This is a genomic window from Streptomyces hygroscopicus subsp. hygroscopicus (genome assembly GCF_030269125.1).
Taxonomy (GTDB): domain Bacteria; phylum Actinomycetota; class Actinomycetes; order Streptomycetales; family Streptomycetaceae; genus Streptomyces; species Streptomyces hygroscopicus_C.
Window position 1 is genome coordinate 151,374 of sequence record NZ_BSSM01000018.1, and the last position, 23,033, is coordinate 174,406.

At 72.6% G+C, this 23,033-nt stretch carries 19 protein-coding genes and 1 rRNA gene; 9 read left to right on the forward strand and 11 right to left on the reverse strand.

The features are described from left to right. The first annotated feature begins 228 nt into the window (after window positions 1-228). Window positions 229-795, forward strand: a complete 567-nt coding sequence (locus tag QSK45_RS31985; RefSeq protein WP_285562388.1) for a DJ-1/PfpI family protein — start codon at window positions 229-231, stop codon at window positions 793-795. Window positions 796-831: 36 nt separating this feature from the next. Here the strand turns inward: QSK45_RS31985 and QSK45_RS31990 are convergent, their stop codons facing one another. Further along, a complete protein-coding gene (locus QSK45_RS31990) occupies window positions 832-1,506 on the reverse strand; it encodes an HAD family hydrolase (RefSeq protein ID WP_285562389.1) in 675 nt (224 codons plus the stop codon). A gap of 57 nt (window positions 1,507-1,563) precedes the next feature. Then, on the reverse strand, window positions 1,564-2,058 hold the full coding sequence (locus QSK45_RS31995; protein WP_285562390.1) for a DUF6912 family protein: 495 nt from the start codon (window positions 2,056-2,058) through the stop codon (window positions 1,564-1,566). Window positions 2,059-2,386: 328 nt separating this feature from the next. Between QSK45_RS31995 and QSK45_RS32000 the strand changes: the two genes are divergently transcribed. Further along, entirely contained in the window at window positions 2,387-2,920 is a 534-nt protein-coding gene (locus QSK45_RS32000) for an Rv3235 family protein (RefSeq protein ID WP_285562391.1), read from the forward strand. A 162-nt stretch (window positions 2,921-3,082) separates the two neighbouring features. Here the strand turns inward: QSK45_RS32000 and secA are convergent, their stop codons facing one another. After that, window positions 3,083-5,899, reverse strand: a complete 2,817-nt coding sequence (gene secA / locus QSK45_RS32005) for a preprotein translocase subunit SecA (protein WP_285562392.1) — start codon at window positions 5,897-5,899, stop codon at window positions 3,083-3,085. A gap of 253 nt (window positions 5,900-6,152) precedes the next feature. Here secA and QSK45_RS32010 point away from each other — a divergent pair, with 253 nt between their 5' ends. Both QSK45_RS32010 and QSK45_RS32015 read left to right on the forward strand, forming a co-directional pair. Beyond that, window positions 6,153-6,725, forward strand: a complete 573-nt coding sequence (locus QSK45_RS32010) for a GNAT family N-acetyltransferase (RefSeq protein ID WP_285562393.1) — start codon at window positions 6,153-6,155, stop codon at window positions 6,723-6,725. A 46-nt stretch (window positions 6,726-6,771) separates the two neighbouring features. Then, entirely contained in the window at window positions 6,772-7,947 is a 1,176-nt protein-coding gene (locus QSK45_RS32015; protein ID WP_285562394.1) for a winged helix-turn-helix domain-containing protein, read from the forward strand. Between the two features lie 15 nt (window positions 7,948-7,962). Here QSK45_RS32015 and QSK45_RS32020 read toward each other — a convergent pair whose 3' ends face one another. From QSK45_RS32020 to mtnA, 7 genes are all read right to left on the reverse strand, one after another. Then, window positions 7,963-8,718: a response regulator gene (locus QSK45_RS32020; RefSeq protein ID WP_285562395.1), complete on the reverse strand. Its 756-nt coding sequence runs from the start codon at window positions 8,716-8,718 to the stop codon at window positions 7,963-7,965. Window positions 8,719-8,922: 204 nt separating this feature from the next. Continuing rightward, window positions 8,923-9,615, reverse strand: coding sequence for a ribosome hibernation-promoting factor, HPF/YfiA family (hpf, locus tag QSK45_RS32025; protein WP_285562396.1), 693 nt, complete (start codon window positions 9,613-9,615; stop codon window positions 8,923-8,925). A 314-nt stretch (window positions 9,616-9,929) separates the two neighbouring features. Next, on the reverse strand, window positions 9,930-10,865 hold the full coding sequence (locus QSK45_RS32030; RefSeq protein WP_285562397.1) for a ComF family protein: 936 nt from the start codon (window positions 10,863-10,865) through the stop codon (window positions 9,930-9,932). Between the two features lie 254 nt (window positions 10,866-11,119). Next, complete coding sequence (locus QSK45_RS32035; RefSeq protein ID WP_285562398.1) at window positions 11,120-12,952, reverse strand: LpqB family beta-propeller domain-containing protein; 1,833 nt, start codon at window positions 12,950-12,952, stop codon at window positions 11,120-11,122. Continuing rightward, window positions 12,942-15,077 (reverse strand): MtrAB system histidine kinase MtrB, encoded by a 2,136-nt coding sequence (mtrB, locus tag QSK45_RS32040; RefSeq protein ID WP_285562399.1) that lies wholly within the window; start codon window positions 15,075-15,077, stop codon window positions 12,942-12,944. The genes QSK45_RS32035 and mtrB overlap by 11 nt, the downstream gene beginning before the upstream one ends. Window position 15,078: 1 nt before the next feature. Beyond that, complete coding sequence (gene mtrA, locus QSK45_RS32045; protein WP_187279108.1) at window positions 15,079-15,768, reverse strand: two-component system response regulator MtrA; 690 nt, start codon at window positions 15,766-15,768, stop codon at window positions 15,079-15,081. Between the two features lie 145 nt (window positions 15,769-15,913). After that, window positions 15,914-17,056 (reverse strand): S-methyl-5-thioribose-1-phosphate isomerase, encoded by a 1,143-nt coding sequence (gene mtnA, locus QSK45_RS32050; RefSeq protein ID WP_285562400.1) that lies wholly within the window; start codon window positions 17,054-17,056, stop codon window positions 15,914-15,916. 140 nt (window positions 17,057-17,196) lie between these two features. Between mtnA and QSK45_RS32055 the strand changes: the two genes are divergently transcribed. Genes QSK45_RS32055 through QSK45_RS32075 form a run of 5 tightly spaced genes read left to right on the forward strand, consistent with a single transcriptional unit; the run spans window position 17,197 to window position 22,813 of the window. Further along, the gene (locus QSK45_RS32055; RefSeq protein WP_285562401.1) at window positions 17,197-18,540 is read left to right on the forward strand and encodes a DUF7847 domain-containing protein; all 1,344 of its coding nucleotides are present in this window, start codon (window positions 17,197-17,199) and stop codon (window positions 18,538-18,540) included. 22 nt (window positions 18,541-18,562) lie between these two features. Next, window positions 18,563-19,327 (forward strand): DUF4129 domain-containing protein, encoded by a 765-nt coding sequence (locus QSK45_RS32060; protein WP_285562413.1) that lies wholly within the window; start codon window positions 18,563-18,565, stop codon window positions 19,325-19,327. Beyond that, the gene (locus QSK45_RS32065) at window positions 19,324-20,514 is read left to right on the forward strand and encodes a DUF4350 domain-containing protein (RefSeq protein WP_285562402.1); all 1,191 of its coding nucleotides are present in this window, start codon (window positions 19,324-19,326) and stop codon (window positions 20,512-20,514) included. The genes QSK45_RS32060 and QSK45_RS32065 overlap by 4 nt, the downstream gene beginning before the upstream one ends. Next, the gene (locus QSK45_RS32070) at window positions 20,511-21,503 is read left to right on the forward strand and encodes an AAA family ATPase (protein ID WP_285562403.1); all 993 of its coding nucleotides are present in this window, start codon (window positions 20,511-20,513) and stop codon (window positions 21,501-21,503) included. The genes QSK45_RS32065 and QSK45_RS32070 overlap by 4 nt, the downstream gene beginning before the upstream one ends. Next, on the forward strand, window positions 21,503-22,813 hold the full coding sequence (locus QSK45_RS32075; RefSeq protein WP_285562404.1) for a DUF58 domain-containing protein: 1,311 nt from the start codon (window positions 21,503-21,505) through the stop codon (window positions 22,811-22,813). The genes QSK45_RS32070 and QSK45_RS32075 overlap by 1 nt, the downstream gene beginning before the upstream one ends. A 103-nt stretch (window positions 22,814-22,916) precedes the next feature. On the opposite strand, the gene rrf is transcribed toward QSK45_RS32075, so the two are convergent. After that, window positions 22,917-23,033, reverse strand: a 5S ribosomal RNA gene (gene rrf, locus QSK45_RS32080).

Below are 23,033 nucleotides of genomic sequence, written 5' to 3' on the forward strand. Positions count from 1 at the left end.
CCGGAACAGTCATGAGCCGTATGTGTACAAAACAGGGGGTCGAACTTTGACGTTCTGCACAGCGCCGGAGACCGTCCGGGTGGCGTAACCGGATCCGGCCAGGTGAGGGGCGGGGCGGGGTAGCGGCGCGCCGTCCCGCGCAGCACTCTGAAAGCGACGGGCCAGGAGTTGCCGAGGGGTCCGTCCCGTCCGTCCCGTCCGTCCCGTCCGTCCCGGAGGAGCGCCGACATGCCCCCGAAGATCCTCATCGTCACCGGCGACGCCGCGGAGTCCCTGGAGGTCCTCTACCCCTACCAGCGCCTGCGCGAGGAGGGCTACGACGTCGACGTCGCGGCCCCCTCCCGCAAGACCCTCCGCTTCGTCGTGCACGACTTCGAGCCCGGTTACGACACGTACACCGAGAAGCCGGGGTACACCTGGCCCGCCGACCTCGCCTTCTCCGAGGTCGACCCCGGCGCGTACGCCGCCCTCGTCATCCCCGGCGGCCGGGCCCCCGAGTACCTGCGCAACGACCCCGAACTGCGCAAGATCCTCAAGGCCTTCTTCGACGCCGACAAGCCGGTCGCCCAGATCTGCCACGGCCCCCTGCTCACCGCCGCGATCGACACCCTGCGCGGCCGCCGCGTCACCGCCTACCCGGCGCTGGAACCCGACATGCAGTCCGCCGGCGCGAGCTTCCTGGACACGGAGACCGTGATCGACGGCACGCTGGTCTCCGCCCGCGCCTGGCCGGATCATCCGGCGTGGATGCGGGAGTTCGTCAAGGTGCTGCGGGCGAAGGCGCCGGTGAACTGAGCGGCCGCGGCGCACAGGGCGCCCACGAGGGCACCCTCACGCGGCTACGGCTATCCGCTGCGCGACCTCCACCGCCTCCGCCAGCGTGTCCACCACGGGCACGCCGACCTCCTCCAGGCTGGCCCTGCTGTGCGACCCGCCGGTGTACAGCACCGCCCCGGCCCCCGCGTACCGCGCCGCCACGGCGTCGTCCGCCGCGTCCCCGATCACGACCGTCCGCCCCGGCTCCACCGCCCCCGTGAGCCGGGACAGATGCCGCACCATGTGCTCCGCCTTGCTCCCCCCGGACGGCCCCGTCCGCCCGTCGACGCGCAGGAACTGCTCCTCGATCCCGAACCCCCGTACGAGCGGCACCAGTTCCTCGTGCCCGTACATGCTCAGCAGCGACTGGCTGTGCCCCGCCGTCCGCCATCCCCTGAGCAGCTCCGCCGCCCCGGCGGTCAACGCGCACCGCGCCCGCTGCTCCGCGTACCGCCGATGGAATATCCCGTCCATCAGCTCCCACTCGGCCTCGCTCGGCAGCCGCCCCATCAGCCGCTCGTAGAACTTCGGCACGGGCACGCAGTACAGCGCCCGGTACTGCTCCAGCGTGATCGGCGCCAGCCCCAGCTCCGCGAAGGCCGCGTTGGTCGCCCCGATGATCGCCTCGTTGTCGTGGAACAGCGTGCCGTTCCAGTCCCAGACGATGTGCGCGCGTGCGTGCTTCCCCATGCACACGACCGTACCCGCCCCCACCGACAATCCGGCCGGGCGGCCGGTCCCGCCGGCTCAGCCCCGGCCGACGAGGTTCGGGATCTCCTGCGTGGCGTACCACAGCAGTTCGTGGTCGTCCGCCCCGTCCACCACGGACTGCGCGTCGTCGTCCCCGCCGTCCGCCGCCGCCAGCGCCCGCGCCGCCGCGCCCACGTCCCCCTCCGCGTCGTCGGCGTCGAGGTGGACCGCCGCCGCCTTGGCGAGCGGCACCGTCACGGTCACGGTCACCTCGCCCGGCGCGGCGGGGTCGGCCGTCGCGGCGCCGTCGGAGACGTCCACGGCCACCACGACCCGGCGCCGCGGGGCACCCTCGTCGGCCGCGAGCAGGCGCAGGGAGGCGAGCGCGGCCCGGCCGAGCGCGGCGTACTCGAGCTCCTCGATGTCGTCGGAGAGGTACCACTGGCGCAGGGCGGGCGTGACGGCGTACCCGACGAAGGGGCCGGCCCCCAGCTCACCCGTCCTGTGCGCCTCGGCGAGACCGGGGAGGGTCAGGGGGACGTAGACGCGCATGCTCGCCGCTCTTTCCTGGTCGAACGCTCCGCTGGGCCCGGGTCGGGGGCGCGGCCCCCGCCTTCCGGAGGGCCTTCAGGATACGTGCGGCTGTCCCCTTTCGAGTCCCTGGCCAGGCCCCCCGAACGTCAGCTCCACGCGTCGCGCCTCACCCGGCGCACCCGCGGGATATCGGGGTCCGGAACCCTGTCCATCCCCCTAGGGGGTGAATCCGTCCAGCCCCCCGCCACCACCGCCCGCGTCCTTGCTGCGCGGTTCCGTGCCCCGTACAAGAGCCCCACCACTAGTTACCGCCCGGTATCCCCCGGGCCGCCGAACGGGGACCCCCATGAACAAGGTCATGAGCCGCACCCCTCTCCCCCGCCCCCGCCACCGCCCCCCGACCCGCCACGACACCCGCCGCCCCTCCTCGGCCCCGCGCCGCGCGGCCGCCGACAGCCGCACGGCCGCCCGTACGGCGGCCCCGCAGCCGTGCTCGACGAGGGCCTCCGGACCGGCCCAGCCGCCCCGCACGGCCCCGCAGGCACCCGCCGGGCCCCCTCGCCCCACCGACCTCTTCGCGGACCGTCTGCTGGCCGTCCTCAGCGGTCAGCGCCCGGTGCACTGGATGCTCCGCCACACGGCGGGCCGCGCCTACGACGACCTGGCCCGCCTCGCCGCACGCGCCCCCCTGCGCACGCGGGGTGCCCGCCCGGTCGTCCGCGACATCGGCTACTACGTCGCGCGCGAGGGCGCGCTGGAGGTCTTCGCCCGCATCGCCGCGGGCAGCCGGCTCCGCGCCCTCGCCTTCCGCCTGGAACTCGGCGCCGACCTGCGCTGGCGCTGCACGGCCGTGGAAACGGGCCCCCGCGCGGCGCCCTAGTAGCCGGGCCGGCCGGGCCGCCTGTGGCCGGTCGGGGGCGGGCCACCCTGCGGCCGATCCGCGGTGATGCGGCCCAGGGGGCGCCTCGGCGCGGGACACTCAGGACGGGGCAACGCAAAGGGCCGGGTCCCCGAAGGAACCCGGCCCCTCACGGAGTCGGCGTCACTTCTTGCGACGCCGGCCGCCCTTGGCCTGCTTGCGCCGCTCCGCCCGCGTCAGCCCGTCCGACTCCGACCGCACCGGTCCGTCGTCCTCGAGGTCGCGCTCGACGACGCCGCCCTCGCCGTCCACGGTCGGCGCGGAGAAGTGCAGGTCCCGCCGCTGCGGAACGTCGAGACCCTTGGCCCGGATCTCCGGACGGCCCGCGCCCGCCTGCGCCGGCACCGCGTCCTGGACGCCCTCGCCGACCGGCTCGGCGGCCTCCTCGACCGGCACCTCCTCGACCTGCTGCTCGACCTGGACCTCCAGGTTGAACAGGTAGCCGACGGACTCCTCCTTGATGCCCTCCATCATCGCGGTGAACATGTCGAAGCCCTCGCGCTGGTACTCGACCAGCGGGTCCTTCTGCGCCATCGCGCGCAGGCCGATGCCCTCCTGGAGGTAGTCCATCTCGTAGAGGTGCTCGCGCCACTTGCGGTCGAGGACCGACAGCACGACCCGCCGCTCCAGCTCCCGCATGATCTCGGAGCCGAGCTGGGCCTCGCGGGCCTCGTACTGCTCGTGGATGTCCTCCTTGATGGACTCCGAGATGAACTCGGCGGTCAGACCGGCCCGGTCGCCGGCCGCCTCCTCCAGCTCCTGGACGGTGACCTTCACCGGGTAGAGCTGCTTGAAGGCGCCCCACAGCCGCTCCAGGTCCCAGTCCTCGGGGAAGCCCTCGGCGGTCTCCGCGGCGACGTACGCGTCGATCGTGTCGTCCATGAAGTGCTGCACCTGCTCGTGCAGGTCCTCGCCCTCCAGCACGCGCCGGCGCTCGCCGTAGATGACCTCGCGCTGCCGGTTGAGCACCTCGTCGTACTTCAGGACGTTCTTGCGCGTCTCGAAGTTCTGCTGCTCGACCTGCGACTGCGCGGAGGCGATGGCGCGGGTGACCATCTTGTTCTCGATCGGCACGTCGTCCGGCACGTTGGCCATGGACATCACGCGCTCGACCATCTGGGCCTTGAACAGGCGCATCAGGTCGTCGCCGAGGGAGAGGTAGAAGCGGGACTCGCCGGGGTCGCCCTGACGGCCGGAGCGGCCGCGCAGCTGGTTGTCGATGCGCCGCGACTCGTGCCGCTCGGTGCCGAGGACGTAGAGGCCGCCGAGCTGCTCGACCTCCTCCTTCTCCGCCTTGACGGCCTGTTCGGCCTTCTCCAGGGCGGCGGGCAGGGCCGCGGCCCACTCCTCGATGTGCTCCTCGGGGTCGAGGCCGCGCTGGCGCAGCTCCGCCTCGGCGAGGTCCTCGGGGTTTCCGCCGAGCTTGATGTCCGTACCACGGCCGGCCATGTTGGTGGCGACCGTGACGGCGCCCTTGCGGCCGGCCTGGGCGACGATCGACGCCTCACGCTCGTGGTGCTTGGCGTTCAGCACCTCGTGCTGGATGCCGCGCTTGCTGAGCTGCTGCGAGAGGTACTCGGACTTCTCGACGGAGGTGGTGCCGACGAGGATCGGCTGGCCCTTCTCGTGCTTCTCGGCGATGTCGTCCACGACCGCCTCGAACTTGGCCACCTCGGTGCGGTAGATCAGGTCGGACTGGTCCTTGCGCACCATCGGCTTGTTGGTCGGGATGGGGACCACGCCGAGCTTGTAGATCTGGTGGAACTCGGCGGCCTCGGTCATCGCCGTACCGGTCATGCCGGAAAGCTTGTTGTAGAGGCGGAAGAAGTTCTGGAGGGTGATGGTGGCGAGCGTCTGGTTCTCGTCCTTGATGTCCACCCCCTCCTTCGCCTCGATCGCCTGGTGCATGCCCTCGTTGTAGCGGCGGCCGGCGAGGATACGACCGGTGTGCTCGTCGACGATCATGACCTCGCCGTCGATGACGACGTAGTCCTTGTCCTTCTTGAACAGTTCCTTCGCCTTGATGGCGTTGTTCAGGTAGCCGACGAGCGGGGTGTTCACCGACTCGTAGAGGTTGTCGATGCCCAGCCAGTCCTCGACCTTGCTGACACCGGACTCGTGGATGGCGACGGTGCGCTTCTTCTCGTCCACGTCGTAGTCGCCGGTCTCCTCGACGCCCTTGAGCGGGTTGCCGGCCTCGCCCTTCTTCAGGCGCAGCACGAGCTTGGCGAAGTCGCCGTACCACTTGGTGGCCTGGTCGGCCGGGCCGGAGATGATCAGCGGCGTACGGGCCTCGTCCACGAGGATGGAGTCGACCTCGTCCACGATGGCGAAGTTGTGGCCGCGCTGCACCAGCTCGTCCTGCGACCACGCCATGTTGTCGCGCAGGTAGTCGAAGCCGAACTCGTTGTTGGTGCCGTAGGTGATGTCGCACGCGTACTGCTCGCGGCGCTGGGCCGGCGTCATGTTGGCGAGGATGACGCCGACGTCGAGGCCCAGGAACTTGTGGACGCGGCCCATCATCTCGGAGTCGCGCTCGGCCAGGTAGTCGTTGACCGTGACGATGTGGACGCCGTCGCCGGACAGCGCGTTCAGGTACGCGGGCAGGGTGCCGACGAGGGTCTTGCCCTCGCCGGTCTTCATCTCGGCCACGTAGCCGAGGTGGAGCGCGGCGCCGCCCATCAGCTGCACGTCGTAGTGACGCTGCCCGAGGACGCGCTTGGCGGCCTCGCGGACGGTGGCGAACGCCTCGGGGAGCAGGTCGTCCAGGCTCTCACCATCGGCGTAGCGCTGCTTGTACTCCTCGGTGAGGGCACGCAGCTCGGCGTCGGAGAGGTCGACGAAGTCCTCTTCGATGGAGTTGACCTGGTCCGCGATGCGGTGCAGCTTGCGCAGGATCTTGCCTTCGCCTGCACGCATGATCTTCGAGAGGACGGACACGGGGGCTGGTCTCCTTGCCGGTCGGGCCTGGGACGGTCGGTTTTCCATGTGACGTACTGAGCAACGGCCATCGTATGCGAGGACCCCGCCGCGCCGGGAGGGCCTGGCGCCCCGGCCGCTGCTTCACAGGAACAACGGACCGGGTATCCGGATAGTGCCGCATCGGCGCAGGGATTTGTGCGAAATGTGATCGCGTGCTCACGGATCGCGGAAATCGATGGCCCCCGCGGGGCGGCGGGAGCAAAATCGCCCGATGGAACCCGTCACGCTCACCACCGGCCGTCTCCGTCTGCGCGCCGTCGGACCGGCCGACACCGAGGCCGTGTACGAGGCCGCCCAGGACGCCGACATCCAGCGCTGGACCACGATCCCCTCCCCGTACCTGCCCGAGCACGCCCGCGGCTTCACGCACGAGATGGTCCCGGACGGCTGGGCGGACGGCTCGATGTTCACCTGGGGGATCTTCCTTGCCGGCGGGGAGCTGGCGGGCATGCTCAGCCTCTCGATGCGCGGACCGGCCGCGGCGGAGGTCGGTTTCTGGGCCGCCAAGGAGCACCGCGGCCGCGGCTACGTCACCGAGGCCGCGCTCACCGCGTGCCGCTGGATCTTCACCGACCTGGGCGTGGACCGTGTCGAGTGGCGTGCCGAGGTCGGCAACCACGGCTCGCGCGGGGTCGCCGAACGCGCCGGCTTCACCCTGGAGGGCACCCTGCGCTCCGCCATCGACAACAAGGGGGTACGGCGGGACTGCTGGATCGCCTCCCTGCTCCCCTCGGACCTCGGCCTGCCCTCCACCGCCCCGTATCTGCCGGACCCCGGGCGGTGACCCCGCCCGGCACGGGTTGTCAGTGCCACCCTCTATCGTCCGAGGCATGACGACCCTGCCGCGCCCGACCACCACGCTCACCGCGGACGACGCCCGCCGTATCGCCCTGCGGGCCCAGGGCCTGCTCGGCGCGCCCGACCGGCGGGCCGGCGTGCGCGGGGTGCTGCGCCACCTCGGCGCGGTCCAGCTCGACACCATCTCGGTCCTCGCCCGCTCGCACGAACTGGTGCCGTACGCCCGCCTCGGCGCGGTCGGCCGCAAGACGGTCGAGGACGCCTACTGGCGGGACACGCACGCCTTCGAGTACTGGTCGCATGCCGCCTGCATCCTGCCCGTCGAGGAGTGGCCGTACTTCGCCTTCCGCCGCCGCGCCTACCGCGACCGCCCGCACTGGAACCACCAACTCCCCGACGGCGCCTACGAACAGGTCGTCAAGCAACTGCGCGCCGAGGGCCCGCTGACCGCGACCGAACTGGGCGGCGCGAAGCGGACCAGCGAGTGGTGGGACTGGTCCGGCACCAAGGTCGCGGTCGAACGGGCCCTGATGTACGGCGAGGTGGTGTGCGTCGAACGCCGCGGCTGGAAGCGGGTGTACGACCTCGCCGAGCGCGCCGTCCCCGCGTCCCTGCTGCACGACGAGCTGGACGACGCAGAGTGCCTGCGCCGCCTGGTCCGGCTGGCCGGCGAGTCCCTGGGCGTGGGCACCCGCGCGGACATCGCCGACTACCACCGGCTCAGGGGCGATCAGGTGGACGCGGTGATCGCGGACTCGGGCCTGGTGCCGGTCGAGGTCGAGGGCTGGGGCCGGCCGGCCTGGGCGGACCCCGCGGCCCTGGCGACCCCACCGCGCGGCCGCCACCGCACCACCCTGCTGTCGCCGTTCGACTCCCTGGTCTGGGAACGGGCGCGCACCGAACGGATCTTCGGCTTCACCCACCGCCTGGAGGCGTACGTCCCGAAGCCCAAGCGGGTGTACGGCTACTTCGCGATGCCGGTGCTCGCGGGTGGCCGGCTGGTCGGGCGTGTCGACCCCGCCCGGGAGGGCCGCACCCTGGTGGCCCGGCAGGTCACCCTCGACGGCCCCAAGGCGGTCCCGGCGGTCGCCCAGGCCCTGTTGGAGGCCGCCACCTGGGTCGGCTGCACGAACGTCCGGGTGGAGCGTGTGGACGCCCCGGCCCTGCGCGGCCCGCTCGCCGCGGAACTCGCCCGCGCCCTCGACTAGCCCTGTGTCCGGCGGCTACCGGATCTCCAGGATCTTCTCCCGCATCGCGTAGACCACGGCTTCCATGCGGGAGTGCAGCTGCAGTTTCTCCAGGATGTTGCGGACGTGGTTCTTCACGGTGTTCTCGGAGATGAACAACTCCTTGGCGATGTCCCGGTTGTTCATCCCCGTGGCCACGAGTTTGAGGACTTCCAGTTCGCGGTCGGTCAGCCGGGGCGCGGGCACCAGCCGGCGCTCGTCGGTGCGCTGGATCATCGACTTGAACTCGGTGAGGAGTTTCGACGCCATGGACGGGCTGATCTGCGACTGCCCGTCGGCGACCGCGCGGATGGCGGTCGCCACCTCGTCGGTGGAGATCTCCTTGAGCAGGTATCCGGTCGCGCCCGCCTTGATCGCGTCGTAGAGGTCGGCCTCCTCGTCGCTGATCGTCAGCATGATGATCTTCGCGCTGGGGGCCACCTCCTTGATGGAGGTGCACGCCTCGATCCCGCCCCGCCGGGGCATCCGGACGTCCATCAGCACGATGTCCGGGAGCAGATCGGCGGCCTTGTCGACGGCCTCGGCCCCGTCGCCCGCCTCGCCAACGACCTGGATGTCCTCCTCGGCCGCGAGCACGATCTCCAGGCCGCGCCGGAAGAGCGCGTGGTCGTCCACCACCAGGACTCTGATCGGTTCCTCGCGTGGAGAGCCCCCGCCGGGGCCCCTGCCGAGTACACCGTCGTCGGTGTCGTCGGCCTCCTCGCTCCGCATCGGTCCGAAGGTGTCCGCCATCGTTCCTCCCCCTGAAGGCTGTGGCCTGTGTGGTCCCGTGCCATCGCCAACCCAAGGCAGCGGCCCACCGGTTGGGCCCTTGCGTCCATGATTTCATGCCGGGACGACACCGAGGCGCCGTACGCGGCGTGAACTGGTCGCACACGGGTGCCCCGGGGGCGCACGCGCGCTCCAGGGGCACCGTCCGGCTTCGACCTCGGGTGGTCAGCCGCCCAGCGTGCCTCCTGCCGCTGGGGGCTGCGCCTCGGCGACCATCGGGTCCGTGCTGAGGTGGATCACGCCGTAGTCGTAGGCGTGGCGCCGGTAGACGACGCTCGGTTCCTTCGTCTCGGAGTCGACGAACAAGTAGAAATCATGGCCGACCAGTTCCATCTCGTAGAGGGCCTGGTCGAGGCTCATCGGGGAGGCGACGTGCGTCTTCTCGCGGACGACGAGGGGGCCTTCGCCCTTGACCTCGAGCGAGCCGATCTTGGTGGTCGGCACTCCGTCCGTCTCGTCCTCCCCCACCGGGAGGCCGTTTCCGTTCAGCGTCGCCGCGCCCGGCACGTGGTCGGGAACCTCTGCCGCCGAGATCCGGCGTGCGCCCCGGCGCGAGAACCGCTTGTCGTGCTGCTTGCGCAACCGCGCGTCCAACTTCTCCGCCGCCATGTCGAGCGCCGCATACGGATCGCTGGCCGCCGCCTCCGCCCGGATCACCGGGCCACGGGAGCGGAGCGTGATCTCCACCCGGTCGCAGCGGTCGGCCTGTCGAGGGTTGGGCTCCTTGGACACCTCGACGTCGAGGCTGATCACCTTGCCATCGAGCTTCTGGATCTTCTCCAGCTTCAGCTTCTCGGCCACGTGCTTGCGGAACCGCTCGGGCACCTCGGTCTTGCGGCCTTTGACGACGATGTCCACGCAGAACTCCGTTCCCGGATCGCTCCGCTGCTTCGGCGGAGCATCTCCCTTTTGCACCAGGTCCGGTGAGCACCGGACCTCGGACTCGGTGACGTCCACCTCCTCCTCCCCCAGGGGCGGGATGCCCACCCCACCGGCGCGGGTGATTGCGGAAAACCCGCAGCACGGCATTCGGATATGAGAGGTGTGGCCTGCGCCTCTTTCCTCACAACCGAACATATCTCGCCCGGACGGATGTCGTCACCCTCTACCGCGGCGTACCTCCGTCCAGATGAATTAACCCTCTCACTACCTGCAACGACGCAGGTCGGCGGTCAGTTCCTGCCTATTTCGAAAGAATCCGCCGGAGCGGCGATCACGGCCGCGCGCAACGGCCGCTCGAAGGCGTTCACCGCCGTCTTTTTCGCTGCACCATGCACCCACTCGCCCTTCTCCGATCGCGCCCCGGCGCCTCGTTCCTCCCTTCCTTCCCGGGTTGCGTTCCCGTACACGGCATCTGACACCTCACTTCGTCCGTCGGAGTGCGGCACGCACGCCTCCCGCAGCGCCCTGGCCGCCTCCGCGAGGGTGGCGCCGGTGGTGACGAGGTCGTCCACGAGCACCACCCGGCCACCGGCGAGCAACCGGTCCCCGCCCCTCGCGACCTCCAGCGCACCGGCGAGGTTCGCCCGGCGCCGCCGCGCGTCCAGTCCCGCCTGGTCCGCCACGGGTCTGCGCTGGCGCAGCACCGCCGCGACCCGGGCCGGCGTCCCGGTGCGCCGCAGCTCCCCGGCCGCCGCGAGCGCCATCCGCCGTACCGGATCGTGCCCCCGCGCCCGCACGGCCCACCGGGCGGAGGGCACGGGCACGAGCACGACGGTCCCGAAGGCACCGGTCCCGGTAGCCCTGCCCGCCGGAGCCCCCGTCGGTCTTCCGGTCGACGGGGTCCCCCTCGCCGAAGCCCCGGTCCCGGCCGGATCGCCGAGGCCCGCCCGCACGGCCCCCGCCACGGCCGTACCCAGCGTTCCCGTGAGCGTCAGCGCGCCCCGCTCCTTGTGCGCGAGGAGAAGCGCGCGCACCGACCCCGCGTACGGAGCCGACGCGTACACCACCGGCAGCCCGGCGGGCTCCGGCAGCGGCCGCACCCGCCGCGGCACACCCCCGGTCAGCGCCGTCCGGCAGCGCCCGCAGAGCGTCGTACGAGGTGCTCCGCAGCCCGCGCAGTCGGTCGGCAGCACCAGGTCGGTGAGGTCCCGCCACCACCCCCGCATGACCACCACTGTGCCAAGGCCGGGGCGGGCCCACCACCCCTGTGGACAACGGCCTGTGGACACCTCACACAGACCGCGGACGGGCCGCTGACCAGGCACGCCGTCCGGCCCGTTCCGGCCCGCACAGCCCGGTCAAGACCCAGGCAGGCCCGTACTCGCCCGCGCACCCGCGGCTCGCCCCCCGCTCGGCCCTGCTCGGCCCACTCGCCCGGACCGGTGACCGCCCCGGCCCCTGGCACCTCGGCGCTGACACCTCAGCCCGGATAGACCGGCGCCGTCCCGTCCTTGTCCACCTTCTGCCACTGCGCCCCGGTGGGCAGCCGGACGATCCCGTCGTCCGAGTAGGCCACCAGCGGCACCCGGTCGTCCTCGGACGCGGCGATCGCCTTCACCCCGGGCAGCGCGCCGGGCGCCGGACCGTCGAGCGTGGCGCCGTCGACCTGGACGTACCGCATCTGCTGCACACCACCCTGCTCCTGGCCGACCACCAGCAGCCTGCTGTCCCCGGCCCAGGTCATGGTGCCGACCTCCTCCAAGTCGGGCGCGGCCGAACGCAGTCCGACCACCGAGGGCGCCGCCCCGGTCCCGTCCTCGCGCTCGATCCGGCCGATCAGCAGGGACTGCTTGCCGTCCTTCTCCACGACCAGCGCGACGCGCACCCCGTCGGCGGCCACCCGGACGTCCTTGATGCGGCCGGGCAGGTCCGGGACGGTGACCTTCTCCGCCTTGGTGGTGCCGTGCTCCACGACGTACAGGGCCGCGTCCTGCCGGTCGCGGTCGGCCACCCACAGGTCGCCGCGGGCGTCCCAGCTCGGGGTGGTCAGCCGCTCGTCGGGGGTCGCGCCCCTGCTGGTGACCAGCGCGTCGCCGAGCGAGCCGTCCGAGGTCAGCGACGTGACGTGCAGCGACGCGCCGTAGTTGTCGACCGCGGCCACGCTGCGCTCGTCCCGTGAGACCGCCACCGAGCGCAGCGTCTTGTCGCCCTCGCCGAGGGCACCGGGCACCTGCACGGACCCGGTGCCGGTGCTCCCCGTCGGCATCCGCACCAGCCGGTGCCTGCCGTCGACGTAGTACAGGTATTCGGGCCGCTTCGCCGACCCGTGCCAGGCGGCGGACACCGCGCGCTCCTCGGTCAGGTCGCACAGCCGGCGGCCGCCGGTGCCCTGCAGTTCGACGGACTCCAGGGTCGGTGCCAGGTTCCGCAGCGTGAACAGCAGCTGGGTGGCCATCTCCGTGCACTTGGACGGCGCGACGCGCGACGCGCCGAGGTTCAGGGGCACCGTCAGCCGGTTCTGGTCGTCCGGCGCCAGCCCCGACACGCCCTTCTGCAGGGCCGTGCCGGTCGGGAAGCTGGAACGCACCACCGGACCGAGCCAGTCGGACGGCCCGTCCAGCAGCGAGCGGACCATCTGCGTCATCGGGTCGACCTTGCTGCGCACGAACACCGGATCGGCGACCGCCACCGGCTCCCCGGCCGGCCCGACGGACGTACCGGAGGCGAAGTAGTACTTGTCGACGGACGTGTAGTTGCGCTGGAAGTCCGACTTGCCCATGACCACGCCGTCGGGCAGCTCGTCGATGCGCCACTGCCCGGTCTTGCCGTCCCGCGTCAGATGCACCTTCCTGCGGTAGGTGCCGGCCGCGGGCTGGTACGCCTGCTGGGCGTCGACCGTGGCCACCCGGGTGCCGGTGAGCACACAGGTGACGCTGTTGGTCGTCTCCCGGCTGCCCGCACGGCAGTCGGTCTCGATACTCGGCCCGTTCGCGAGGACCGTGGTCGACCGCTCCGGCCGCCAGGTACGCGCGGCGTCGTTCGCCAGGTACTTGCGCGCCGTGTCGTACTCCGGGTCGTCGCTGGTCAGCGCCTCCAGGAAGCCCTGCATGATCTCGCCCGGGTTGGCGTCGTCGGCGGGCGGCATGGCGAACACCCGTACCCCGGTGTCCTGCCGGGGTGTGGATTCCACGTTCCGCAGGTCGCCGCTGTCGGGCATCGAGGCGCATCCGGCCAGCAGGACGACCCCCAAGGCGGTGTACGCCGCCGCGCGCCCGCGCCTTCGGCGGACGCCCCCCTCGCGGTCAGCGCCCACGAAATGCCTCCCCTGGCTCGGTCGAGTCCTCCGGCCGCGCCGGTCCCTGCCCGGACTCCGGTCGTACGGCCATCGCGTCCGGCGCCCGATCCTCCGCGGACCGTTCCTCGGAGCGCTGCACGGACCCCGTGGGCCGGGGCACCACGCGCGCCCCGTTGCCGTTGCCGGGCAGCGCGGTCGGGTCGGTGGCGGGGGTGGCGGCGGACCGCCGGGGCGCGATGGGGGCGCGCGACGGCAGGGCGGGCACATGGCCGCCGCTCTGCTGCGCCGGGACGGTCGCCCGCTTCTCCTGCCGGGGCGTCCCTGAGTCGTCGGGGCGCCGACGGCGGCGCGCGTCCTTGGGTTCCAGCGGTATCGGGGAGCCCCGCAGCGGCTCGTCCGCGGTCCGGGGCAGGGTCAGCCGGAACTGCGAGCCGCCGCCCGGCTCGCCCCAGGCCTGCAGCCAGCCGCCGTGCAGCCGCGCGTCCTCCAGGGCGATGGACAACCCGAGGCCGGTGCCCCCGGTGGTGCGGGCGCGGGCCGGGTCGGCCCGCCAGAAGCGGCTGAACACGCGGGTCGCCTCGCCCGGCTTGAGCCCGACGCCGTAGTCGCGCACCGCGACGGCGACCGCGCCGCCGGCCGCGGCCAGCTTGACGATGACGTCCTTGCCCTCGCCGTGCTCGACGGCGTTGACGACGAGATTGCGCAGCACCCGCTCCACGCGCCGGGCGTCGGCCTCGGCGACCACGGGCTGGAGGTCGCCGACCACGCGTATCCGCGTGCCCTTGCGCTCGGCGAGCGGCTCGGCGCCGCCGACCACGCGCCGCACGACCTCCCTGAGGTCGATCGGCTCGGCCTCCAGCGCCGCCGCGCCCGCGTCGAAACGGCTGATCTCCAGCAGGTCCGCGAGCAGCGACTCGAAACGGTCCAACTGGTCGGCGAGCAGCTCGGCGGAGCGCGCGGTCACGGGGTCGAAGTCCTCGCGCGCCTCATGGATCACATCGGCGGCCATACGGACGGTCGTCAGCGGGGTGCGCAGCTCGTGCGAGACGTCCGAGACGAACCGGCGCTGCATCCGCGACAGGTCCTCCAGCTGCTGGATCTTGCCCTGGAGGTTCTGCGCCATCTTGTTGAATGCCTCGCCAAGACGGGCGATGTCGTCCTCGCCGGTGACCTTCATGCGCTCCTGGAGCCGCCCGGCGGACAGCCGCTCGGCGATCCCGGCCGCCATCCGCACCGGCGTGACGACCTGCCGCACCACCAGCCAGGCGATGGCGCCGAGCAGCACGACGACGAACAGCCCGGCGGTCGCCAGGGTGCCCTTGACCAGGCTCAGGGACTTCTCCTCCTGCGTGAGCGGGAAGAGGTAGTACAGCTCGTACGGCCGCCCGTTCGGGTCGTTGACCTGCTTGCCGATGACCAGCGCGGGCTGCGACTCCTTGCCGTTGGAGTAGACGATCCGGGTGTAGCTCTGGGCGGCCGTCATGCCGCTGTTGACCCGATCGCGCAGGTCCGCGGGGATGCTGGAGGTCGGGTTGACGTTGCCGGAGCCACGGGGGCTGCGGCCGCCGCCGCTGTCGTCGCCGACGGGCAGCGTCACCACGTCGAAGGCACCCGCTCCGCCGCTGGACAGCGACTCCACGAGATCGCTCATCCACTGGATGACGTTCTGCGTCGGCCGGCCGTCCGCACCGGCGGTGCCGTCCGTGCTGCCGTCGGCGGTGGCGGGCGCGGTACCGGTGCCCGTGCCGTTGGTGCCGGCCGCCTCGTCGGCGCGCTGCTTGGCCACCGCGAAACCGCCCGTGGCCTGGCTCTGCGAGGCGTGCACCTTCGCGTCCAGCAGACCGTTGCGCACCTGCCCGATCACGACGAAGCCGAGCAGCAGGACGACGCCCAGGGACATCAGCAGGGTGGTGGCGACCACCCTGAGCTGGATGTTGCGCCGCCACAGCCGCATCACCGGCAGCAGCGGACGGCGCACCCAGCGCAGGAAGAGCCGCAGGACCGGGCTTCCCTGCACCCCGCCCCGCAGCAGTCCGCCCTCGAAGAAGCGCCCGACGCGCGTGCCCGACGCCGTCCGGCCGACAGGCCGCTTCGGACGCTCCCCGGGCAGGCCGGACCCCGAAACGGCACTGTCCTCGGACATGTCAGCTCGGTCCGGCCTTGTAACCGACGCCACGGACGGTCACCACGATCTCCGGCCGCTCCGGGTCCTTCTCGACCTTGGAGCGCAGCCGCTGGACGTGCACGTTGACGAGGCGGGTGTCGGCGGCGTGGCGGTAGCCCCACACCTGTTCGAGCAGCACCTCGCGGGTGAAGACCTGCCAGGGCTTGCGGGCGAGCGCGACCAGCAGGTCGAACTCCAGCGGGGTCAGCGCGATCGACTGCCCGTCCCGCTTCACCGAGTGGCCGGCCACGTCGATGACCAGGTCACCGATGGTCAGCTGCTCGGGCGCCGGCTCCTCGGAGCGCCGCAGCCGCGCCCGGATCCGGGCCACCAGCTCCTTCGGCTTGAACGGCTTGACGATGTAGTCGTCCGCGCCCGACTCCAGGCCCACCACGACGTCGACGGTGTCGCTCTTGGCCGTGAGCATCACGATCGGCACCCCGGACTCGGCCCGGATCAGCCGGCACACCTCGATACCGTCCCGTCCGGGCAGCATCAGGTCGAGCAGTACCAGGTCGGGCTTGCTCTCACGGAACGCGGCCAGCGCCTTGTCGCCGTCGGCTACGAAAGACGGCTCAAAACCTTCACCACGCAGCACGATGCCGAGCATCTCGGCCAGTGCGGTGTCGTCGTCGACGACAAGGACTCGTCCCTTCATAAACGACATCATCCCATTCTCGTAACAGTGACAGAGGCGCTGGTGAGCGAGGTCACTGGCCGGTGACGATAGTCGTACGGAGCCATCACTGTCTGCCCCCGACCGTCTCACGCGGTGTCCCGCGGCGCCGGATCGCGGGTCCGGCGCCGCGCTCCGATCAGCCGATCGCCGCCTCGCGCGCCCGCTTGCACACCCCCGCGAGCGCCTCGCCCGACACGGGCGTGACGGCCCCTTCCTCGGTGACGATGGCCGTCACCAGCTCGGGCGGCGTCACATCGAACGCCGGGTTGTACGCCCGCGTCCCCAGCGGCGCCACCGGGATCCCGCCGCCGGGCCCCGTCACCTGCGCCTGCGGTGCCATCACCTCGGTCACCTCGAAGCCGGGCCGCTGCTCGACCTCGATGGACGCCCCGTCGGGCGTGTCCGGATCGATCGTCGTCAGCGGCGCCACCACGATGAACGGCACCCCGTGGTGGCGCGCGAGCACGGCGAGCGGATAGCTGCCCACCTTGTTCGCCACCGAGCCGTCCGCCGCGATCCGGTCCGCCCCGATCAGCACCGCGTCCACCTCGCCCGCCGCGAACAGCGAGCCCGCCGCGTTGTCGGTGAGCAGGGAGTACGCCATGCCGTTGCGGGCCGCCTCGTACGCCGTCAGCCGCGCGCCCTGGAGCAGCGGACGCGTCTCGTCCACCCACAGCCGCCGCAGCCGCCCCGCGCGATGGGCCGCGAGCGCCACCGCGAAGGCCGTGCCCTCCCCGCCCGAGACCAGCGCACCGGTGTTGCAGTGGGTGAGGATCCGGTGTCCGCCGCCGGGCACCAGCTCGTCCAGCAGCGCCAGGCCGTGCACCGCCATCCGGGCGCTGGCCTCCGCGTCCTGCCGGTGCAGTGTCCGCGCCGCGGCCAGCGCCGCCTCGGCCGCCGCGACCGGGTCACCGCTCCTGGCCAGCTCGGCCTCGTGCGCGGCACGCGCCCGGCGCACTCCGACGGAGAGGTTCACCGCGGTGGGCCGCGCCTCCTCGATGGCCCGCGCGGCCTCGGGCACGTCGAAGCCCCGCGCGGCGGCGAGCGCCACGCCGTACGCCCCCGCGATCCCCAGCAGCGGCGCCCCGCGCACGGCGAGCGAACGGATCGCCTCCACCAGCGCCGGCGCGTCCGTGCACACCAGCTCGACCTCCTCCACGGGAAGCCTCGTCTGATCGAGAAGGACCAGTACGGGACCTTCGGGTGGTTCCTCCCATCGGATCGCCGGTACTCCGGACGGCCGTTCGTCCCCACCGCTTCGTGCCTGATGATCAGCCATGGGATCAGTCTGCCCCGGACACCTCGGACAACTGAAGGCATCCGGCCCCCACCTCGCCCGGACCCGACTTGACCGAGCCATGGCACGATGTCCACCAACCTGCCGCCGCGACCGCGGACGGGCACCGAGAAGGAGCTCCGATGACAGACACTCCGGGCTGGGCCTCGCCCGGATCCGACCCGACGCCCGAGGGCCGGGAACCCGGCGCGTCCGACAGCACCGACCAGCCCGGATCCGGTCCCGGCGCGTCCGCTTCGCAGCCGGGCCCGCAGCCGCAGGGCCCAGGCGCGCAGTGGTCCGGCCAGCAGCCGCCACCGGGCCGGTGGTCCGCACCCACCGGCGCCCCCGGCCAGACCCCGCCACCCCCGCCGCCCGGCCCCGGCTGGGGCGGCCCCGGCACGCCCGGAGGCTACGGAGGCCCCCCTGGGTACGGTGGTTACGGCGCTCCCGGCCACGGAGCCTGGGGCGGCGGCTGGGGCGGTCCCCCGCCCGCGGCCAAGCCCGGTGTCATCCCGCTGCGCCCGCTCGGCGTCGGCGAGATCCTCGACGGCGCCGTCTCCACCCTGCGCACCTACTGGCGCACCGTCCTCGGCATATCCCTGACCCTCGCGCTGGTCACGGAGATCACCGCGGTCCTCCTCCAGGGTCTCTTCCTGAACAAGACCGTCGCGCGGACCTCCCTCGGCGACCCGACCATCACGCCCACCGAAGCCCTGCGCATCATGGGCGAGTCCTTCCTCAGCTCCATAATCCTCGGCCTGATCACCATGATCGGCACGCTCATCGCCACCGCGATGCTCACGAGCGTGACCAGCCGGGCGGTCCTCGGCAGGCCGGCCACCCCGGGCGAGGCGTGGCGCGAGGCCCGCCCGCAGTTGTGGAAGCTGTTCGGCCAGCTGGTCCTGCTCTTCCTCATGGGCTTCGGCATCATGCTGGTCGCCTCGGTCCCGGGCGTCATCGGCTTCCTCGGCGGCAGCAAGGGCGCCGGAATCGCGCTCCTGATCATCGGCTTCCTCGCCGGGATGGTCGTCCTCATCTGGCTGACGGTGCGCTTCTCCCTGGCCGCGCCCGCGCTGATGCTGGAGAAGCAGGGCGTCATACAGTCCCTGCGCCGCTCCACGAAGCTGGTGCACGGCTCCTGGTGGCGCATCCTCGGCATCCAGCTGCTCGCCGGGCTCATCGTCGCCGTCATCAGGGTGGTGATCTCGATTCCCTTCACCGTCATCGCCCTGATCGCGGGCGGCGACGGTCTGTCCGGCCTGATGGGCCAGAACGGCGGCCACGTCGGCTGGACCTTCCTGGTGATCGCCGGGATCGGCGCGGTGATCGGCACCACCATCACCCTGCCGGTCTCCGCCTGCGTCACCGTGTTCCTCTACATCGACCAGCGCATCCGCCGCGAGGGCCTCGACCTCGAACTGGCCCGCGCCGCCGGTGTCCAGGGCGCCGCCACCGGCGCCCCCGGTCCCGTCCCGGGGAGCTGACGGGGTGCTTCTCACGGGGGGAATGTTCACGGCGCCGGGCCGGCCCGGCGCCGTGGCCACAGCCGTACACGGCCTGCTGCGCGCCTCGGGCACGTCCGTCCTCGCGGCGGGCGGCCCGGGGGACGGGCCGCCGGTGACCGTCCCGCGCGATCCCGCCCGCGAGGCGGCCCGGCGCGAGCTGGCCAAGCGCATGTACCACGAGAACGACCCCAGCCTGTGGGAACGCGCCCTGAAGGCGTTCGGCGACTGGCTCGACGGTCTGTTCCGCAGCGCGTCCGCGCCGACCCCCGGCGGCACCGTCGGACTGTGGGTCGTGATCCTCTTCGTCGTCGCCGTCCTGGCCGCCCTGTGGTGGCGCCTGGGCACCCCTCGCCGCCGCCCCGCCCGCGCCACCGCCGTCCTGTTCGACGACGGCCCGCGCAGCGCCGCCGAACACCGCGCGGCCGGCGAGGCACACGCGGCCCAGGGCCATTGGAGCCAGGCCGTGCAGGAACGCATGCGCGCCATCGTCCGCTCCCTGGAGGAGCGCACCGTGCTCGACATCCGGCCGGGCCGCACCGCCGACGAGGCCGCCGCCGAAGCCGGCCGCGCCCTGCCGGCACACACCGACCGACTGCGCGCCGCCGCCCGCGAGTTCGACGACGTGACATACGGCGGACGCGGCGCGAGCGAGCAGTCGTACCGCCGTCTCGCCGAACTCGACCGCGACCTGGAGCGCACCAGGCCCGCCCACGCCGACAGCACGGCCGACACGGCCCACAGCACCAGCCAGGGGGTCGCCGAGTGACCGCCGAGGCCGCGGCGCCCACCACCTCCACCGCGCCCACGGCCCGCGCCGTGTGGACCCGGACACGAGGCATCGTCCTCGCTGCCGTCCTCCTCCTGGCCGCGGCCGTCGTCATGGCCGCCATACGCTCCAGCGAGCGGCACGGCGCGCTGGACCCCCGCTCCGCCGACCCCTACGGCAGCCACGCCGTCGCCCAGCTGCTGGCCGACCGGGGGGTCACCACGCGCGTGGTCACCACGCTGCGCGCCGCCCGCGCCGCCGCCGGCCCCGACACCACCCTCCTGGTAGCCGTCCCCGATCGCCTGACCGACAGCCAGCAGACCGAACTGCGCCGGGCGACCTCGGCCTCCGGCGGGCGCACCGTCCTCGTGGCGGCGAGCGGCTGGTCCGTCGGACGACTCGCCCCCGGCGTCAGCGCCGACCCCGCCGACAGCCTCGGCACCACCCTGGCCCCCGGCTGCGCCCTGCCCGAGGCCCGGCGCGCGGGCGACGCCGACACCGGCGGCATCCGCTACACCACCACCCGGCTCGACGCCGACTCCTGCTACCCCAGCGCCCGCCTCGCCACCCTGCTGCGCGTCCCGGCCGCCTCGGGGGGCGACACCGTCGTGCTCGGCGCGCCCGACATCCTGTACAACGACCGCCTCGACCAGCGGGGCAACGCCTCGCTCGCCCTGCAGCTCCTCGGCTCCCGCCCCCATCTGGTCTGGTACCTCCCCTCACTCTCCGACGCCCCCGCCGCCGACGGCGACCGCAAGAGCTTCCTCGGCCTGATCCCCTCGGGCTGGCTGTGGGCCACCCTCCAGCTGTTCATCGCGGCCGTGCTCGCCGCCTTCTGGCGGGGACGCCGCTTCGGACCGCTGGTGCCCGAACAGCTCCCCGTCGCGATCCGGGCCTCCGAGACCGCCGAAGGCCGCGCCCGCCTCTACCGCAAGGCCAACGCCCGCGACCGAGCGGCCGCCGCGCTGCGCTCCGCCGCCCGCACCCGCCTCGCCCCGCTCGTCGGGGTGCCCGTCGCTCAGGCGCACGCGCCCGAGGCCCTGCTCCCCGCCCTGTCCGCCCATCTCGCCGGAGACGGACAGGAACTGCGCTCCCTGCTCTTCGGGCCGCCGCCCGGCGACGACACGGCCCTGATCGCACTGACCGACCAACTCGACGCCCTCGAAAGAGAGGTACGCCGTTCATGACGGAACCGACCACCGACATCGCCGGGCCGGCCGAGCCCGCGGGCGACCCCCGCGCCTCCCTGGAGTCCCTGCGCAGCGAGATCGCCAAAGCCGTGGTCGGCCAGGACCCCGCCGTGACCGGCCTCGTCGTCGCCCTCCTGTGCCGCGGGCACGTCCTGCTCGAAGGCGTTCCCGGAGTCGCCAAGACCCTGCTCGTGCGCGCCCTCGCGTCCGCCCTCGAACTCGACACCAAGCGCGTCCAGTTCACCCCCGATCTGATGCCGAGCGACGTCACCGGCTCCCTCGTCTACGACACCCGCACCGCCGAGTTCTCCTTCCAGCCCGGCCCGGTCTTCACGAACCTGCTGCTCGCGGACGAGATCAACCGCACCCCGCCCAAGACCCAGTCCTCCCTCCTGGAGGCCATGGAGGAACGCCAGGTCACGGTCGACGGCACCCCTCGCAAGCTCCCCGAGCCGTTCCTCGTCGCCGCGACCCAGAACCCGGTCGAGTACGAGGGCACCTACCCCCTCCCCGAGGCCCAGCTGGACCGGTTCCTGCTCAAGCTGACGATCCCGCTGCCGTCCCGCGAGGACGAGATCGACGTCCTCACCCGGCACGCCTCGGGCTTCGACCCCCGCGATCTGCGCGCCGCGGGCATACGCCCCGTCGCCGGCCCCGCCGACCTCGAAGCGGCCCGCGCCGCGGTCGCCGGGACGACCGTGTCCCCCGAGATCACGGCCTATGTCGTCGATATCTGCCGTGCCACTCGCGAATCCCCTTCCCTCACCATGGGTGTGTCCCCGCGTGGGGCCACCGCCCTTCTGTCCACCGCTCGCGCCTGGGCCTGGCTGACGGGCCGGGACTATGTCATCCCGGACGACGTCAAGGCCCTCGCCCTGCCGACCCTGCGCCACCGCGTCCAGCTGCGCCCCGAGGCGGAGATGGAGGGCGTGACGGCCGACTCGGTCATCAACGCCGTCCTCGCCCACGTCCCGGTCCCCCGCTGATGGCGCTCACCGGACGCGCCGCCCTGCTCGCGGCCCTCGGCTCCCTCCCGGTCGGCATCCTGGAACCGGGCTGGACGGGCCTCCTCGCGGTCAACGGCCCGCTGGCCCTGGCCTGCGCGTGCGACTTCGCGCTGGCCGCGCCCGTACGACGCCTGGTCCTGAACCGCTCCGGTGACACCACCGCCCGGCTCGGTGAGGGCGCCGAGGTCACACTCACGGTCGCGAACCCGTCGCGCCGCACGCTGCGGGCACAGCTCCGGGACGGCTGGCCGCCCAGCAGCTGGCTGCCCGGGACGGAGGTCGAGGCGTCCCGGCACCGGCTGACCGTGCCTTCGGGTGAGCGCCGACGGGTGACCACCCGGTTGCGTCCCACCCGCCGAGGCGACCGCCAGGCGGACCGCGTCACGATCCGCTCCTACGGCCCTCTCGGGCTGTTCTCCCGCCAGGGCGCCCACCGGGTGCCCTGGTCTGTACGGGTTCTGCCCCCGTTCACGAGCCGGAAGCATCTTCCGTCGAAACTCGCTCGATTGCGTGAACTCGACGGTCGTACAAGCGTTTTGACCCGCGGTGAGGGAACGGAGTTCGACAGTCTGCGCGAGTACGTCCCCGGCGACGACACCCGCTCGATCGACTGGCGGGCAACCGCCCGGCAGTCCACGGTCGCCGTGCGCACCTGGCGTCCCGAACGCGACCGCCACATCCTTCTCGTCCTGGACACCGGCCGTACCTCGGCCGGGCGGGTGGGTGACGCCCCGCGCCTGGACGCCGCCATGGACGCGGCCCTCCTTCTCGCGGCGCTCGCCTCCCGGGCCGGCGACCGCGTGGACCTGCTCGCTTACGACCGCCGGGTGCGCGCCCTGGTCCAGGGCCGCTCCGCGAACGAGCTGCTGCCCTCCCTCGTCGGCGCGATGGCCACGCTGGAGCCGGAACTCGTGGAGACCGACAGCCGGGGCCTGACCTCCACGGCACTCCGTACGGCGCCGCGGCGTTCCCTCATCGTGCTGCTCACGACCCTGGACGCGGCACCCGTGGAGCAGGGGCTGCTCCCCGTCCTGCCGCAGCTCACGCAACGCCATACGGTGCTGGTCGCCGCGGTGGCGGACCCGTACATCGCCCGCATGGCGACGTCACGGGGCAGCGTCGAGTCGGTCTACGAGGCGGCGGCGGCCGCCCAGGCGCAGAACGAACGGCAGCGCACCGCGGACAAGCTGCGCCGGCACGGTGTCACGGTGGTGGACGCGACTCCGGAGAACCTGGCGCCGGCTCTGGCGGACGCGTATCTGGCTCTGAAGGCGGCGGGTCGGCTCTGAGTCGGCGCCGACCCGCCGCCCTTCGGGGGCATCCCGTGCCGGAAAACCGGCCGTGAACGCAGAAAACCCCCGCACCAGAGGTGCGGGGGCTTTCCCAAAAATTGTTCGGCGGCGTCCTACTCTCCCACAGGGTCCCCCCTGCAGTACCATCGGCGCTGAAAGGCTTAGCTTCCGGGTTCGGAATGTAACCGGGCGTTTCCCTAACGCTATAACCACCGAA